Annotated in this window: 19 protein-coding genes; 9 read left to right on the top strand and 10 right to left on the bottom strand. The window is 35.8% G+C overall.

The genetic code is table 11. The features are described 5' to 3' along the window. Positions 1-94 precede the first annotated feature (94 nt). Complete coding sequence (locus tag ACFSQS_RS05430; RefSeq protein ID WP_388015320.1) at positions 95-2284, top strand: TonB-dependent receptor; 2190 nt, start codon at positions 95-97, stop codon at positions 2282-2284. A 52-nt stretch (positions 2285-2336) separates the two neighbouring features. Here ACFSQS_RS05430 and ACFSQS_RS05425 read toward each other — a convergent pair whose 3' ends face one another. After that, the gene (locus tag ACFSQS_RS05425; protein WP_388015317.1) at positions 2337-2732 is read right to left on the bottom strand and encodes a hypothetical protein; all 396 of its coding nucleotides are present in this window, start codon (positions 2730-2732) and stop codon (positions 2337-2339) included. A 224-nt stretch (positions 2733-2956) separates the two neighbouring features. Between ACFSQS_RS05425 and greA the strand changes: the two genes are divergently transcribed. Together greA and ACFSQS_RS05415 are read left to right on the top strand one after the other, a co-directional pair. Then, entirely contained in the window at positions 2957-3430 is a 474-nt protein-coding gene (gene greA / locus ACFSQS_RS05420; RefSeq protein WP_388015314.1) for a transcription elongation factor GreA, read from the top strand. A gap of 126 nt (positions 3431-3556) precedes the next feature. Then, on the top strand, positions 3557-3946 hold the full coding sequence (locus ACFSQS_RS05415) for an HIT family protein (RefSeq protein WP_388015311.1): 390 nt from the start codon (positions 3557-3559) through the stop codon (positions 3944-3946). Here the strand turns inward: ACFSQS_RS05415 and ACFSQS_RS05410 are convergent. Beyond that, complete coding sequence (locus tag ACFSQS_RS05410; protein WP_388015308.1) at positions 3941-4291, bottom strand: hypothetical protein; 351 nt, start codon at positions 4289-4291, stop codon at positions 3941-3943. The two genes, ACFSQS_RS05415 and ACFSQS_RS05410, sit on opposite strands and share 6 nt — an antisense overlap. Before the next feature lie 13 nt (positions 4292-4304). Continuing rightward, complete coding sequence (locus ACFSQS_RS05405) at positions 4305-5459, bottom strand: sensor histidine kinase (protein ID WP_388015305.1); 1155 nt, start codon at positions 5457-5459, stop codon at positions 4305-4307. A 181-nt stretch (positions 5460-5640) separates the two neighbouring features. Here ACFSQS_RS05405 and ACFSQS_RS05400 point away from each other — a divergent pair, with 181 nt between their 5' ends. The 5 genes from ACFSQS_RS05400 to ppk2 (ACFSQS_RS05380) all read left to right on the top strand — a co-directional run bounded on the left by ACFSQS_RS05400 (position 5641) and on the right by ppk2 (ACFSQS_RS05380) (position 9400). Further along, complete coding sequence (locus ACFSQS_RS05400) at positions 5641-6510, top strand: flavin reductase family protein (protein WP_388015302.1); 870 nt, start codon at positions 5641-5643, stop codon at positions 6508-6510. A 48-nt stretch (positions 6511-6558) separates the two neighbouring features. Then, complete coding sequence (locus ACFSQS_RS05395) at positions 6559-6936, top strand: DUF3127 domain-containing protein (RefSeq protein WP_388015299.1); 378 nt, start codon at positions 6559-6561, stop codon at positions 6934-6936. A gap of 100 nt (positions 6937-7036) precedes the next feature. Continuing rightward, a complete protein-coding gene (aat, locus tag ACFSQS_RS05390; RefSeq protein WP_388015296.1) occupies positions 7037-7663 on the top strand; it encodes a leucyl/phenylalanyl-tRNA--protein transferase in 627 nt (208 codons plus the stop codon). 57 nt (positions 7664-7720) lie between these two features. Then, on the top strand, positions 7721-8569 hold the full coding sequence (gene ppk2 / locus ACFSQS_RS05385; RefSeq protein WP_388015293.1) for a polyphosphate kinase 2: 849 nt from the start codon (positions 7721-7723) through the stop codon (positions 8567-8569). Between the two features lie 6 nt (positions 8570-8575). Next, the gene (gene ppk2 / locus ACFSQS_RS05380) at positions 8576-9400 is read left to right on the top strand and encodes a polyphosphate kinase 2 (RefSeq protein WP_388015290.1); all 825 of its coding nucleotides are present in this window, start codon (positions 8576-8578) and stop codon (positions 9398-9400) included. On the opposite strand, the gene ACFSQS_RS05375 is transcribed toward ppk2 (ACFSQS_RS05380), so the two are convergent. Beyond that, positions 9397-9963: a DNA-3-methyladenine glycosylase I gene (locus ACFSQS_RS05375; protein ID WP_388015287.1), complete on the bottom strand. Its 567-nt coding sequence runs from the start codon at positions 9961-9963 to the stop codon at positions 9397-9399. The genes ppk2 (ACFSQS_RS05380) and ACFSQS_RS05375 overlap by 4 nt on opposite strands. Positions 9964-10100: 137 nt before the next feature. Between ACFSQS_RS05375 and ACFSQS_RS05370 the strand changes: the two genes are divergently transcribed. Beyond that, positions 10101-10718 (top strand): thioredoxin family protein, encoded by a 618-nt coding sequence (locus tag ACFSQS_RS05370; protein ID WP_388015284.1) that lies wholly within the window; start codon positions 10101-10103, stop codon positions 10716-10718. On the opposite strand, the gene ACFSQS_RS05365 is transcribed toward ACFSQS_RS05370, so the two are convergent. The 6 genes from ACFSQS_RS05365 to ACFSQS_RS05340 all read right to left on the bottom strand — a co-directional run bounded on the left by ACFSQS_RS05365 (position 10702) and on the right by ACFSQS_RS05340 (position 14835). Next, positions 10702-11418, bottom strand: coding sequence for an energy transducer TonB family protein (locus tag ACFSQS_RS05365; protein WP_388015281.1), 717 nt, complete (start codon positions 11416-11418; stop codon positions 10702-10704). The genes ACFSQS_RS05370 and ACFSQS_RS05365 overlap by 17 nt on opposite strands. 58 nt (positions 11419-11476) lie before the next feature. Further along, positions 11477-12025, bottom strand: coding sequence for a hypothetical protein (locus tag ACFSQS_RS05360; protein WP_388015278.1), 549 nt, complete (start codon positions 12023-12025; stop codon positions 11477-11479). A gap of 37 nt (positions 12026-12062) precedes the next feature. Then, entirely contained in the window at positions 12063-12758 is a 696-nt protein-coding gene (truB, locus tag ACFSQS_RS05355) for a tRNA pseudouridine(55) synthase TruB (RefSeq protein ID WP_388015275.1), read from the bottom strand. 1 nt (position 12759) lies between these two features. Beyond that, positions 12760-13557 (bottom strand): undecaprenyl-diphosphate phosphatase, encoded by a 798-nt coding sequence (locus ACFSQS_RS05350; RefSeq protein WP_388015272.1) that lies wholly within the window; start codon positions 13555-13557, stop codon positions 12760-12762. Between the two features lie 58 nt (positions 13558-13615). Beyond that, on the bottom strand, positions 13616-13882 hold the full coding sequence (locus tag ACFSQS_RS05345; protein ID WP_388015269.1) for a DUF3098 domain-containing protein: 267 nt from the start codon (positions 13880-13882) through the stop codon (positions 13616-13618). 74 nt (positions 13883-13956) lie between these two features. Further along, entirely contained in the window at positions 13957-14835 is an 879-nt protein-coding gene (locus tag ACFSQS_RS05340) for a cell division protein FtsX (RefSeq protein WP_388015266.1), read from the bottom strand. Positions 14836-14863 lie beyond the last annotated feature (28 nt).

Below are 14863 nucleotides of genomic sequence, written 5' to 3'. Positions count from 1 at the left end.
AACAATACAGCAATCTGTCGCATTAATTCTAAAACAAATCAATAACAATTAAAGAATAATTGCCTCTTTTTATTCGATTATAAACATAATCGTAATGAAAAACATTTTTCTTTTTTTAACACTTTTAGTGTTATCAGTCCGTGCAACAGCACAACAAAATCAAACCCAGCAAGACACAACAAAAATTGAAAATCTGGACGAAGTTTTAGTAAAAGCCGTTCGTGTAAATGCGACATCGCCCATCACACACTCCAACCTTACCAAAAAACAGTTGGCAAAACGCAATTTAGGACAGGACATTCCTGTTTTGTTAAACTATTTGCCATCGGTTGTAACGACCACCGATGCTGGCGCTGGCGTGGGTTACACAGGTATTCGCATACGTGGTATTAATGCGCAATCAACCAATATTACACTCAATGGCATTCCGTACAACGATGCGGAATCTTTAGGGACATTTTGGGTGAATTTAGGCGATTTTGCTTCTTCGGTAGAAAGTTTACAACTGCAACGTGGCGTAGGTACATCAACCAACGGTTCGGGTGCTTTTGGGGCGAGTATCAATGTGCTTACCGATGCGGTTTCAGAGGAAGCTAAGGGTGAAATATCCAACACCTTCGGAAGTTATAATACAAGAAAGCACAGTATTAAATTTAGCACGGGCAAACTCAATAATAATATAGAGATTGCGGGGCGATTATCTAAAATTAAATCCGATGGTTATATTGACAGAGCTTCATCCGGTTTAAAATCGTACTTCCTTCAAGGGGCTTACGTAGATGATAATACGCTAATAAAGGCCATTACATTTAGCGGCCATGAAATTACGTATCAATCGTGGAACGGTTTAGAAGATTTAGACCTTTTGAAAAACAACAGAACCTATAATACCGCAGGCGAATACACCGATGAAAATGGCGTTACCCGATTTCATGAAAACGAAGAAGACAATTACCAACAAGACCATTACCAATTACATTGGAACGAGCGTTACAACAACTATTGGTCTACAAACCTAGCTTTGAATTATACCAAAGGGCGGGGTTATTTTGAGCAATATAAAGAAGATGAACCTTTTGATGAATACGATTTAACCCCAATTAATATTGGTGGCGAAACCATTGATGAAACCGATTTAATCCGTCGCAGGTGGTTAGACAACAATTTTTATGTGGTAAATGCGGGCGCAAATTACAAAACGAATGTATTAGACATGAATTTTGGCTTATCGTACAGCAGTTATATTGGCGATCATTATGGCGAAATAATATGGGCACGCTTTGCAAGTGATTCTGAAATAGGCGACCATTATTATAACGGACAAGGCAAAAAAAAAGACTTTAGCCTGTTTACAAAGGCCACCTATCGACTTAACGATAAAGTGAGTTTGTACGGCGATTTGCAAATGCGCTTTGTAAATTACAAAACCACAGGGTTAACATCAGATAGGATTAATTTATTGGTTGACGAGCAGTATAACTTTTTCAACCCAAAAGCAGGAATTACCTATGAATTAGATACCAATAACAACCTGTATTTTTCTTATGCCAGGGCAAACAGAGAACCAAGCCGTAGCGATTTTGAAAGCAACCCGAATATTAAACCGGAGCAGTTAAACGATTTCGAATTAGGCTGGAGGCACCATAATAAAGGATTCAGAATTAACGCCAATGCCTATTATATGCTATACAACGAGCAATTGGTTTTAACAGGTGCCATAGACAATACGGGCACACCTATTAGAACCAATAGTGGCGATAGTTACCGATTGGGTTTAGAGGTTGATGCAGCCATACGGATTTCTGAGCAGTTTGCTGTTCAACCAAATTTTACAATAAGTTCGAATAAAAACAAAGAATCGTTTTTTCAGCGTGATGGTGTTTTGGAAAACTTGGGCAAAACAAACATTTCTTTTTCACCGGAATTGGTTGCAGCGAATGCTTTGGTTTATAGTCCAGCAAAACACTTTCAAATGTCATTTTTAAGTAAATACGTCGGTGAACAATTTATGGGGAATAACGATTCGCAAGCTTCAAAATTAGACAGCTATTTTGTAAATGATTTTAATATAACTTACGAGATTAAAACCAAATCGCTTTTTAAAGCCATTGTCCTTTCTGGTTTGGTAAATAATATTTTTGGAGAAAAATATGTGTCAAACGGCTATTATTACACTTATGATGATACCTGGAGCACTCCGGGAGTTACAACAACCATTGAGGGTGCAGGCTATTATCCGCAAGCAACTACCAACTTTTTGCTTGGTGCAACATTAAAGTTCTAAAAAAAAGAAGATTTATTTTACATCAAAGCCTCAGTATTTATTCTGGGGCTTTTTAGTTGAAAATTAAAAGGGTATTCCCGTTTTGTTCAACACGATAATTTCTTAAACCACATTGCAGGGTTGAATTTTCTAGAGGCTGTCCGGTTACAAAACTATATTTGTTGGCATCAGCACAACCGCAAATACCTTCTAAACCAGAACCGGAAACTATCGAGCAAGAGGTTGGCGTATGGTTGGGGTCGGCAGCATCCCAAGCCAAAAACCCAGAACCAGCATTGGTAACAATAACCCCGCCATTTCCCGCATTTGCCACATAAACCGAATTCCCTATAGAATTAAGTTGATTATACTGCGGTAAATTTAAATTAATCGTCACATTAACACTTACATCCAATAAAAATTTACAGTTTTTATCATCAGAATTTTTGCTGCAAGCCGTGAAAATCATGAAAATTAAAAGATAAAAATAAGGCTTCATTATGCTTAAAAATTAAATCGCAATTTACTAACAAAAAGGTAATTGAGATAAATATTTTGTATATTTGTTGATTAATCTCGTTTATGCGAGATTTTTTTTATGTGCTGAACTTATTTGTTCATAAACATCCATTTAAATGAGGTGTTCATGAATCTTTTAATTCGGCATCCTTAAATTAATTAAACGATGAAGTTATGAGTAAAGTATCGTACTATACACCAGAAGGGTTAAAAAAATTAAGAGAAGAACTTAAGCAATTAAAAGATGTTGAACGCGTAAAAGCCTCGAAAGCCATTGCAGAAGCCAGAGATAAAGGCGATTTAAGTGAAAATGCCGAATACGACGCTGCTAAAGAAGCACAAGGGATGTTAGAGATGCGAATTGCTAAATTAGAAGATGCTTTGGCAGGTGCGCGCGTTATTGATGAATCGCAACTCGATAATTCTAAAGTATTGGTATTATCAACAGTTAAAATTAAAAACCAAACCAATGGCATGGAAATGACTTACACCTTGGTTGCCGATGGTGAAGCCGATTTAGCTACAGGTAAGATATCGGTTAATTCGCCTATTGGGAAAGGCTTGTTGGGCAAATCGGTTGGTGAAGTGGCCGAAATACAAGTACCAAATGGTGTGATGAAATTTGATATAATCGAGATTTCCAGATAGATAATTTGTTTTTTCATTTCCGCGAAAGCGAAAATTTTTAAATAAGAAAATATATTGAAAAGATTCCTGTTTAAATTAAGCAGGAATCTTTTATATTTACATATACTCTCTAAACCCTCATGATTTATGGCATCAATTTTCACTAAAATAGTAAATGGCGAAATCCCTTGTTACAAGGTTGCCGAAACCGATAATTTCCTTGCATTTCTTGATGTAAACCCAAACAGTAAAGGGCATACGCTCTGCATTCCTAAAAAGGAAGTGGATAAAATTTTCGATTTAGATGAAGCCACTTATAATGGTTTAATGCAGTTTTCAAGGCAAGTAGCCCTGGCCATAGAAAAGGCCATTCCCTGTAAACGTGTGGGCATGAGCGCTATTGGGCTGGAAGTGCCGCATGTGCACGTACATTTAATCCCGTTGCACGCTATGGAAGATGCTCAATTTATTAAAAAAGTAAAGCTAAGCCCAGAAGCTTTTCAAGCTACGGCCAAAGCTATAAAAGCGCATTTATAATTGAGCATAAAGCACCGTAAATACTATGCCGGCAATTACTACGGCAATGAAAAGGATGGCAATCCAAGACAACTTTTTTAGATAGGTTGATGTTTTTTTAGGTGTTAATGCTTTTTGATGGTACTCAAAAACACGTTCAATATCATCGGTCCATTGCACAGGGTAAATAGTGGTATTACAGGTTTTGCAGTCTAACTTCTGAGTAACTTCTTTGGTAATCGATTTGTAAAAATTGTTTTCCATAAATTTCTGCTTAAACGTTAATCGCAAACCATCTTTACTAAAACATTCGGGGCAGTTATTATTTAACGCCACTTCTTTTATGGTTATAAATTTTTCAGACATAAATCAACAATTTTTAAACGGCTCGTGTTAAAGCAATTTGTATGGTGGTGCCTTTGTTAATTTCAGATTGCAACACTTTTATTTTTCCATTATGGAAATCTTCAATAATACGTTTTGTAAGCGATAAGCCCAAACCCCAACCGCGTTTTTTTGTGGTAAATCCGGGTTCGAATATTTTTTTAAACTGACTTTTCGGGATGCCTTTTCCGGTATCGCTTACACTTACTTTTACGTTGTTTTCCAACTGAGAGATTTCAACGGTAAGTTTGCCTCTGCCCTTCATGGCATCAATAGCGTTTTTTACCAGGTTTTCTATAACCCAACTGTACAATTGTTTATTGAGCTTAACGGGGATTTCACCACCTGGAGTAATAATTTCAAAATCTATAAGTTTTGAGGATCTCGATTTTAAATAATCATAAGCATCAATGGTTTCTTCAATAATATTGGAAACTTCTAAAACAGGAATCGACCCTATTTTGCTAAAACGTTCGGTAATGGTTTGCAGGCGGTCCACGTCTTTTTCAATTTCAATAATATAATCAGGATTTACTTTTTCGCTTTTTAAAATTTCGGTCCACCCAATTAAAGAGGATAATGGCGTACCAATTTGATGCGCCGTTTCCTTTGCCATACCAGACCACAATTTGTTTTGGGTGGCATTTTTATTGCTGCGATAAAAGAAAAATACAACCGCTCCAAACAAGATAATAATAAGGATTAATGCCAACGGATAGTACTTTAAGCGGTTTAACAATGGGGAATTGCCATAGTAAATGGTTGACAAAACTTCATTTTGATAACGGATTTCAATGGGCGCATTTTCATTTCTGAATTTTGCAATTAGCTTTTGGATGTATAGCGAATCGTTGGCTTTTTTCTCATCAATATTATTAGAATCAAAACTGCCATCTTGGTTCACTTTAATCATGGGGGTTGTCTTGTTGCTCTGTAAAATCTCTATGGGTAATTCGCCAATATTAACATCTAAGTCCCCCGTTTTGCTTAATTCTTTTTGGGCAAACGACCAATTTTCCATTTTCACACGTTCCTCTTCTTTAAAATGCTGAAAAAACTCATAGGTTTTCCATAAAATTAAAGACACCATGATAAACGATGCCACTATCATAACCCAACGAAACGTGTTTCTGTACTCGGTAAAAATCATTCGAAATTTAATTAATCAGTAATATAATGCAAATCTGTTAATTTTATTGCCTAAGCAGTTGGCAAATCGGCAACAGCAAAACAAAATAATTGTAAATTGTTGACAGCCGCAAACTAATGTTGAAAACTAGTTTAAATTATCATGTTTTTTTTGATTAGTTTTGTTGAAATTAAAAATGATAATGGCGTCGTTTCAACCTAAAGACATATCAACCAGCAAATTACATAGCTATTTGCTAAGTGCCGTGGCGCCACGGCCTATTGCACTTGCAAGTACCTTAAATGCCAACGGCACCCCAAACCTGTCGCCATTTAGTTTTTTTAATGTGTTTAGCGCAAATCCGCCCATTTTAATTTTTTCGCCGGCGCGTCGGGTTAAAGACAACACCACCAAACACAGCCTAGAAAATGCAGAGACCCTAAAAGAAGTGGTTATTAACGTGGTAAATTTCGATATGGTACATCAGGCATCGCTAAGTAGTACCGAATATCCAGAAGGCGTTAACGAGTTTGAAAAAGCGGGGTTAAGCATGTTAAAATCTGATATTGTTAAACCGTTTCGTGTGGCCGAATCGCCCGTACAATTTGAATGTAAGGTTAACCAGATTGTAAAATTGGGAACCCAAGGTGGCGCAGGCAATTTAATTATTTGCGAAGTTGTAAAACTACATATTGACGATGAGGTTTTAAATGAAGAAGGCGTAATAAATCAACAAAAATTAGATTTGGTCGCCCGATCTGGAGGCAGTTACTATTCGCGTGCTAAAAAAGGTTTTTTTGAAATCCCGAAACCCTTATCAACTTTAGGAATTGGCGTAGATAATTTTCCTGATTATGTAAAAAACAGCATGGTTTTAACAGGAAACGATTTAGGCATGTTGGGCAATGTTGAAAGATTACCAACAGATAAAAGCGTTAAAGATTTTATAGCAGATCTAAGCGAACGTTACCCTAACATAAAAACCGCAACACATAGAAAAAAACATAAATTGGCACAAAACTATTTAAGTTTTGGAGATGTTGAAAGTGCATGGAAAATACTTTTATCATAACAATACAATAATAAATTTAGACGAATATTTAATAATTATATAATCACAATGGAAGTACAAGGTAAAGTAAAGTTAATTGGAGAAACAGAAACAGTTGGTAACAATGGTTTTAGAAAAAGAGATATAGTTGTTACTACTGAAGAGCAGTATCCGCAACAAATTTTAATTCAATTTGTTCAAGATAAAACAGATTTATTGAACAACTATAAAGTAGGTCAAGATGTTAAAATAAGTATTAATTTAAGAGGTCGCGAATGGGTAAGTCCGCAAGGTGAAACTAAGTACTTTAATACTATACAAGGTTGGAGAATAGAAGCTTTGCAAACTGAAGCAACCAGCGAAAACCTACCACCGGTACCACCAATGGATGCTTTCGAGCCTGCAGGCGATTTAAAAGAAGACGAACACGACGATTTGCCTTTTTAATCAATAATTTTGTTATTCCCGCATAGGCGGAAATCTTAATTTACCAACCTCAATGTTTATTTAAACATTGGGGTTTGTTATTTTTATACAAACTGTTTTAATGCAACTATTAACCGAAGACATATGGTTCCCCAACGTAAACCAAGCCACAAAAGATGGTTTGCTGGCCATTGGTGGCGATTTATCAGTCAAGCGCCTATTGCACGCTTACAAAAAAGGTATATTTCCTTGGTTTGAAATAGACGAACCCATTTTATGGTGGTCGCCTAACCCCAGATTTGTGCTCTATCCAGAAAAGCTTAAGGTATCAAAAAGCATGAAACAAGTATTGCGTAATTGTACCTATACCGTTACCGTAAACAAAGCTTTTAACGAAGTAATTACCGAATGTTCTATGATAAAACGCACAGGACAATCAAGCACATGGATAACCAACAATATGATTGAAGCCTACTTGAATTTAAATAAGTTAGGCTATGCCAAATCCGTCGAGGTTTGGCGAGACAACAAATTAGTAGCAGGATTATATGGTGTAGATTTGGGCAACAATGTCTTTTGTGGCGAAAGCATGTTTACCAAAGAAAGCAATGCCAGTAAAGCAGGCTTTATAACCTTTGTACAAAACAATAATTACAAACTTATAGACTGCCAAGTCTATACCAAACATCTTGAAAGCTTAGGTGCCGAAGAAATTTCCAGAAACGAATTTTTAAAACACCTATACTGATAAAAATCATGTTTTTTATGTATAAAATTAAGGATATTAGTACGTAAATAAACCATTATGCTAACATTGGAAGATTTTAAAAAGTTTAAAGAAAAAACCGAGTTTCTTAAAATTCTTAAAGAAAAAAAAGAAGAAAATCAGCTAAAAGACATATTAAGTACGGTTGCCTACGAAAAAGAATTAAAAAAACTACAAGCCGAATTAGTGGACCTACAGCAATGGGTTGCAAAACATAAAAAACGTGTTTGCATTGTTTTTGAAGGACGAGATGCCGCAGGCAAAGGCAGTACCATACGCCGTTTTATAGAACACCTCAACCCACGCTCTATGCGAGTTGTTGCGCTAACCAAACCTACCGATGTAGAAAAAGGACAATGGTATTTTAGACGCTACATAAAAGAAATGCCAAACCCAGGGGAGATTGTTTTTTTCGATCGTAGTTGGTACAATCGTGCTGTGGTAGAACCTGTAATGGGTTTTTGCAACGAAAAGCAATACGATGAGTTTATGGTACAAGTCCCCGCATTCGAGCACATGCTATATGAAGATGGCATTATATTAATAAAGTTTTGGTTTTCAATATCTAAAGACGAGCAAATTAGACGTTTTAACTCCAGACTGCAAAGCCCGTTAAAACGCTGGAAATTTAGTCCCGTAGATCAAGAAGGGCAAAGACGCTGGGACCAATACACCCTATATAAAGAGCAAATGTTCAGCAAAACCCACACTACATTTAGCCCATGGATTATTATAAAAACAAATAACAAAAAAGAAGCCCGTTTAGAGAGTATTAGGTACGTGCTGTCTAAATTCAAATACGCTAACAAAGGAAATTCCGGAACCACACTGTTTCCAGACCCCAATATTGTACAACGCTACTACAGACTTGTTAAGCAAATAGATTAAACCGATATGAGCAATACCATAACACCAAAAGATTTAAAAAAATTAAACTCGAAAAAAGGAATCGTTCAATTTTTATTGGATGAAAACATTACGGTTTCAAAAGTTTTAAGAAATTTAAATTACGAATCGCGCTTAAAATCTTTACAAGAAGAGTTGATAAAACTACAGCATTGGGCAGAAGAAAACAAAGAAAAAATAGTGATTATTTTTGAAGGTCGGGATGCCGCAGGAAAAGGAGGTGCCATAAGAAGGATTACAGAGCATTTAAACCCCAGGGAATTTAAGGTTGTTGCCCTACCCAAACCCACCGCCCAAGAAAAAGGACAGTGGTATTTTCAGCGCTACATTGCAAAACTGCCAAGAGAGGGAGAAATTGTTTTTTTTGATAGAAGCTGGTACAACAGAGCCATTGTAGAACCTGTTAACGAGTTTTGCACCAAAGAAGAGTACCGTATTTTTATGAACCAGGTTAACCAGTTTGAAAACATGCTAACCGAATCTGGAATTAGATTGATAAAGTTTTATTTTTCAATTTCGAAAGATGAGCAAGAAAGACGTTTTGAAGACATAAAAACCAGCCCGTTAAAAAAATGGAAATACAGTCCTGTAGATCAAAAAGCCATAGAACTGTGGGATAACTATACAGATTACAAAAAGAAAATGTTTAAAAAAACAAATACCAAAACCGCGCCTTGGGTAATTATTAAAGCCAACAAAAAAACCAAGGCAAGAGTCGAAACCATAGAACACCTTTTAAACACATTACCATATAAACCAAAAGACGAATCGGTAATAGAACATATCGCCGTTGAGGAAAAAGAGATCGATTAAACCTGGTTGTACCTAAAGCACCCAATCTCGTGGTCGTTTACCATACCCGTGGCTTGCATGTGCGCATAAACCACTGTGGAGCCCACAAATTTAAAACCGCGCTTTTTTAAATCTTTACTTAAAACATCGCTAATAGCAGTATTTGCAGGGGCATCTTTATAGTTCTTATACTTATTTTTAATGGGTTTACCATCAACAAAAGCCCAAATGTATCTTGAGAACGACCCAAATTCTTCTTGAATTTTAATAAAAGCCTGCGCGTTGGTAATGGTTGCTTTTACCTTCAGCTTGTTTCTAATAATACCAGCATCTTGCAATAAGGTGTCTATTTTACTTGGGGTGTAATTTGCTATTTTTTTATAATCAAAACCATCAAAAGCTTTTCTAAAATTTTCGCGCTTGCGCAAAACGGTAATCCAACTTAAACCCGCTTGAAAGGTTTCTAAAATTAAAAACTCAAATATTGTGGCATCATCAAAAACAGGAACGCCCCATTCTTTATCATGATACGCTTCGTACAAAGCATCGCCAACACACCACCCGCATTTATGTTTTGTATCCATAAATCATTAAATGTTAATAATTAAGTAAAGATGATGTGCTGTAAGTTTTAAATTAAAAACATGACAAATATCATCTTATTTAAAATCCTAAGGTACTAATTTTGTGCCATCGTATTTTGTCAAAAAAAAAATAAATCATGGATTCTATCATAAAAAACAGTTTAGAGAAAAGCATAACTTACAGTGCGTATGTAAATTTGGTAAAACAAATGGTTGAAAACAACTCGACAACCGGACCAGATAAAACCGAAGATTTGGTAAACTTTACCAAGCTTAACGAAAAACGCATGAAACGCTGGGATAAAACCATAAAAATATCTGAAGACTCTAAAAACAGAATAGAAGCTTTTGAGGATAAAATAACTTGGTTACTTATTACCGAGAGTTGGTGTGGCGATGCTGCACACGTTGTGCCTGCCATAAACAAAGTAGCAGAACTAAACGACAATATAACCCTAAGGCTTGTGTTGCGCGATGAAAACCCAGAATTAATGGATGCTTTTTTAACTAACGGCGGCCGATCTATCCCTAAGTTAATAATAATTGAAAACGCTACCGGAAACGTTTTAAACACTTATGGCCCAAGACCAAGCGAAGCAACAAACTTTGTAAGCAGGTTTAAAGCCAAATACGGCACATTAACCCCAGAATTTAAAGAAGACCTGCAACACTGGTACAATAAAGACAAAGGCCAAAACGTAATAAGCGATCTTACCGAAATGTTATGCGAATTACAGCCTACTGCTTGCCAATAAAGTAAAAACTAATAGAACCTATTTGGCTTTTTTTTGAGGCATCGGCACTAAACCGAGCGTTTTTTGCATACTCTAAGGCGTGCTCTATTAAGCATGCGTTTGATGTGGAAGATGAGGTGTTTACATAGGCATCTGTAACTTCGCCCTTAGCGTTTACGGTAATGTTAATTACCATTTTACCACCTATTTCGCATAAATAAACAGGTATGGGTATATATACTTTTTTTCTATTTACCAACGAAAAACTAATGGTGCTTTTAGAGTTTGCGGCTTCGTCTTGCTGTTTTTTAAGTAAATCGTTTACTTTACTGAACGAAGATAGCTCTTCGGTATTTAGCTTAGAGTCTGGGGGAGCTTTATAAACCTTTTTAAAAGCGTCGGTTTGGTGGCTTAACCCACTGGGTTTTGGCACATAATCTTCTGGTGGCGCAATGGGTTTATAGGCTTGGGCAAATTGTTTGTTATTACTGGTTTCGTTAAAGGCTTTGTTGGTTTCTGCTTTGCTCCCTTTTAAGTTTTCCAAAGCTTCCAACACTTTAATTTCTTCTTCGGTTAGTGGCTTTTCGGGTTCTAGTTCATAATAGCTTTCTGTAATGAATTCGCTATGCTTTTTAAGGCTTAAATTAAAAACAGAAAGCACAACAGTACCCGTTAAGAACAAGGTGATAAGTAGGGCTTTATGTTGATTTGTTAAGTTCAAATCTGGGTTTGTTTATGGCAAATATATACTGAATATACGGTAAAATAGTTTAAATGGTTTAAAAAAACATAAATTCCATAAAAACAGAAACACTCGATAGTCCTTGTAAAGTTTTATAGCCAAAGCGTTTCCTGGTAAAATCCAAGCCCAATAAAAAGGAGTTTAAATAACCATCATCATAACCTCGAATACCTAATCCTACTTTATACATATTGCCTTTTTCAAAATCGTTACTTAGGCTTATCAAGCTTCCATAACCACCTCGTATAAACAAATCGCTATCATCTACAATAATGTTGTATTGAAAACTTAAATAGGTAGGAAAAAAATGAAGCCCTTGTTGCGAATGCCAATTATATTCAGCATTTAACCCTATAGAAGTACGCTTATCAAATTGATAACCAATAGTATTGTTTAAAAAAAGTGCACTAAAATTAAAAAATGGCTCCTCGTCATTGTTAAAAATGGCATAGTCTTTATTTACAGTAAGTGTCGAAGCTAGCGAAACCTTATAAAAAAGACCATTTGTTTTTTCAGAGTTGTTTTGAGAAAAAGAGGTAAGAATAGCAAATAAAAATACGTATATAAACAGGTATGTTTGCTTCATGAGTAAGGGTTTAATTGAAGCAATATGCTATCAATAATTATTCCGAAGCAAGATTTTTAATAAAAGTATCAATTGAAGTAGCATCGGCAACATTAAACGCGCCAATTTTTGTTCTTCTCAGAGCAGATAAATGCGCGCCAGATTTAAGTGCTTTACCAAAATCGTTAGCTAAAGCGCGTATGTATGTGCCTTTGCTACAAACTACTCTAAAGTTAATGTTTAAACCGTTTATATTTGTAATTTCAAATTCTTGAATAGCTACTGTTCTTGGTTTAATCTCTACGGTTTCGCCTGCTCTTGCGTATTCGTACAAACGCTTTCCGTCTTTTTTTAATGCTGAAAAAACAGGTGGAAACTGCTCAATATTACCAATAAATTGTTTGGTGGTTTTATGAATTAAATCTTCTGAGATATGATTTGTTGGAAATGTTTCATGTATTTCTGTTTCCAAATCAAAAGAAGGTGTTGTGCTTCCTAAAGCAAATGTGCCAGTGTATTCTTTTATTTGCCCCTGAAAGCTGTCAATTTCCTTGGTCATTTTACCCGTACAAATCACTAATAGGCCCGTAGCCAAGGGATCTAAAGTACCGGCATGCCCAACCTTTATTTTTTTAATATTGAAAGCCTGACGGATTTCCCAACGCAGTTTATTAACCACCTGAAACGAGGTCCAGTTTAAAGGTTTATCGATAAGTAAAACTTGCCCGGAAAGGTAGGCTTCTTTAGAGATCATGCTATGGGTTTAGTAAAGAAAACACAATAGCAATAATGCCAATAACCACACAATAGTAAGCAAAGTAAGACAGCTTGCTCTTTTTTACCAGTGCAATCATCCAAGTACAGGCAAAAAGCCCCGATACAAATGCAGCAATAAAGCCCAATGATAGTGCTGTTATATTTTGGCTTTCCATAGTAATATCGCCACTAAATGCGTCTTTGGCAATTTTTCCAAAAATTAATGGCACTACCATTAAAAACGAAAAACGTGCGGCTTTGGTTTTATCGTTGCCCAATAATACCGAAGTAGAAATTGTAGCTCCAGAACGCGATATTCCTGGTAATAAGGCTATAGCTTGAGAAATACCAATAATAAAAGCATTTTTAAAAGATACTTTTTTGTTGGTGTCTTTGGCTTTATCTGCCAAAAAAAGCAAAAGCGCTGTAACAATTAGCATAAAACCAACTAATAAAATATTGTTACCAAAGAGTGCTTCTAATTCTTTTTCAAAAAACAGACCAACAAGCACCGCCGGAACCATTGAGAAGGCAATTTTAGAAATAAACTGTAAATCTTCGTTCCATTCAAACTTTAAAGCGCCTCTAATTAGGCTAAAAATATCTTTCCTAAATACAACCATGGTACTTAATGCGGTTGCAAAATGCAGCACCACCGAGAACAGTAAACTTTCTTTAGGCACAGAGTTATCGCCAAGAATGGCTTTACCTAGTTCTAAATGCCCGCTTGAAGATACTGGTAAAAATTCGGTAAGCCCCTGGAGAATACCAAGAATAATTGAGTCTATTATATCCATGCAGCAAAAATATTAAAATTGAAACAGTAAAGTTTGAAAATAAATTGGAAATTGGAATTTATTTTTTAGAATTAGATTTATCGGGATTCAATAAAATAGCATACACCTGAATACCAAAACCAACCAAAATTAAAGTTGGGGCTAACCTAATGCGTCTCCAACTAAAAATATCGGGGTTAAAAACATTAGGGTCTTCGCTGCCACCCCCGGCCATTAAAATAAAACCTACCGCAATGCACGCCAATCCAATAAACATGAATTTGTAGTTTTTCTTTCCAAAGACAAAAACCGGTTTGGTGCTTTCTTTTCGTTTGTTCTCTCCCATGATGCTTAATAAATTAAAGATCTGCAAATTAACGGATTTATTTACAAAGCTATGTTAACAGCTTTGTAAATTATCTAGTAATATAAATCGTCGGTTTTTAAATTTAAGAAACGTTGGGTTGCAAAATGTGTGCTAATCCAGGTTATAACAATGCCCAAAGCAAAAATAAAAACAAAAAGCGCCCCTACTAAAACAGGGTTGCTTAACAGCTCCAATTCTGTAAATGTTTTATTAAGATAAAACAAAACAATTGCCATACCAATTAAAGCCAATATCGCACCAATAATGCCCAAACGCACGCTTTTCCAAACAAAGGGCCGGCGAATAAATTGTTTTGTAGCGCCCACCATTTGCATGGTTTTTATGGTAAATCGTTTGGAATATACTGCCAATCGAATCGAGCTATTAATTAACAGCACTGCTATTAAAGTAAAAATACCGCTTATTACCAATACCCAAAAACTAATTTTTTTTACGTTATCGTTCATTAAATTTACAAGATCGTTATCGTAAGTTACTTCGTCAACAAAGTTTTTATTTAACGCTTCCGCGGAAATTTTCTCAAGATGCTCCGAGGTTACAAAATCTGCTTTTAAATGTACATCGATAGAGTTTTGCAGCGGGTTGTAGCCCACAAAATCCATAAAATCCTCGCCCGTTTCGGCTTTCATAAATTCGGCAGCTTGCTCTTTAGAAACATATTCGGTCGATTTTACGTAATCTGCCATCGCTAAGCTCTTTTCAAGTTGTTTTACCTCGACCGCTTTGGCATTATCTTTTAAATAAATGGTAACAACCACTTGTTCTTTAAAATGATCGGACACTTTTTTGGCGTTAAGTATAAGCATACCCAATAAACCTAATAAAAACAAAACTAAAGCAATACTTAGCACAACAGAAAAATATGAAGAAATAAGTTTGCGTTTTTGATGTTTTTCGAAAGATGAACTCATAAAATCATGGATTAATGCCGTAAAAATA

The organism is Gelatiniphilus marinus (assembly GCF_042684345.1).
Taxonomy (GTDB): Bacteria; Bacteroidota; Bacteroidia; order Flavobacteriales; family Flavobacteriaceae; genus Gelatiniphilus; species Gelatiniphilus marinus.
This window is presented reverse-complemented; position numbering and strand designations above follow the sequence as displayed.

What these genes read in the sequence shown, in the direction of transcription:
- ACFSQS_RS05430 (WP_388015320.1), top strand. Translation starts at nt 95, where the DNA reads ATGAAAAACATTTTTCTTTTTTTAACACTTTTAGTGTTATCAGTCCGT.
- ACFSQS_RS05425 (WP_388015317.1), bottom strand. Translation starts at nt 2,732, where the DNA reads ATGATTTTCACGGCTTGCAGCAAAAATTCTGATGATAAAAACTGTAAA.
- greA (WP_388015314.1), top strand. Translation starts at nt 2,957, where the DNA reads ATGAGTAAAGTATCGTACTATACACCAGAAGGGTTAAAAAAATTAAGA.
- ACFSQS_RS05415 (WP_388015311.1), top strand. Translation starts at nt 3,557, where the DNA reads ATGGCATCAATTTTCACTAAAATAGTAAATGGCGAAATCCCTTGTTAC.
- ACFSQS_RS05410 (WP_388015308.1), bottom strand. Translation starts at nt 4,291, where the DNA reads ATGTCTGAAAAATTTATAACCATAAAAGAAGTGGCGTTAAATAATAAC.
- ACFSQS_RS05405 (WP_388015305.1), bottom strand. Translation starts at nt 5,459, where the DNA reads ATGATTTTTACCGAGTACAGAAACACGTTTCGTTGGGTTATGATAGTG.
- ACFSQS_RS05400 (WP_388015302.1), top strand. Translation starts at nt 5,641, where the DNA reads ATGGCGTCGTTTCAACCTAAAGACATATCAACCAGCAAATTACATAGC.
- ACFSQS_RS05395 (WP_388015299.1), top strand. Translation starts at nt 6,559, where the DNA reads ATGGAAGTACAAGGTAAAGTAAAGTTAATTGGAGAAACAGAAACAGTT.
- aat (WP_388015296.1), top strand. Translation starts at nt 7,037, where the DNA reads ATGCAACTATTAACCGAAGACATATGGTTCCCCAACGTAAACCAAGCC.
- ppk2 (WP_388015293.1), top strand. Translation starts at nt 7,721, where the DNA reads ATGCTAACATTGGAAGATTTTAAAAAGTTTAAAGAAAAAACCGAGTTT.
- ppk2 (WP_388015290.1), top strand. Translation starts at nt 8,576, where the DNA reads ATGAGCAATACCATAACACCAAAAGATTTAAAAAAATTAAACTCGAAA.
- ACFSQS_RS05375 (WP_388015287.1), bottom strand. Translation starts at nt 9,963, where the DNA reads ATGGATACAAAACATAAATGCGGGTGGTGTGTTGGCGATGCTTTGTAC.
- ACFSQS_RS05370 (WP_388015284.1), top strand. Translation starts at nt 10,101, where the DNA reads ATGGATTCTATCATAAAAAACAGTTTAGAGAAAAGCATAACTTACAGT.
- ACFSQS_RS05360 (WP_388015278.1), bottom strand. Translation starts at nt 12,025, where the DNA reads ATGAAGCAAACATACCTGTTTATATACGTATTTTTATTTGCTATTCTT.
- truB (WP_388015275.1), bottom strand. Translation starts at nt 12,758, where the DNA reads ATGATCTCTAAAGAAGCCTACCTTTCCGGGCAAGTTTTACTTATCGAT.
- ACFSQS_RS05350 (WP_388015272.1), bottom strand. Translation starts at nt 13,557, where the DNA reads ATGGATATAATAGACTCAATTATTCTTGGTATTCTCCAGGGGCTTACC.
- ACFSQS_RS05345 (WP_388015269.1), bottom strand. Translation starts at nt 13,882, where the DNA reads ATGGGAGAGAACAAACGAAAAGAAAGCACCAAACCGGTTTTTGTCTTT.
- ACFSQS_RS05340 (WP_388015266.1), bottom strand. Translation starts at nt 14,835, where the DNA reads ATGAGTTCATCTTTCGAAAAACATCAAAAACGCAAACTTATTTCTTCA.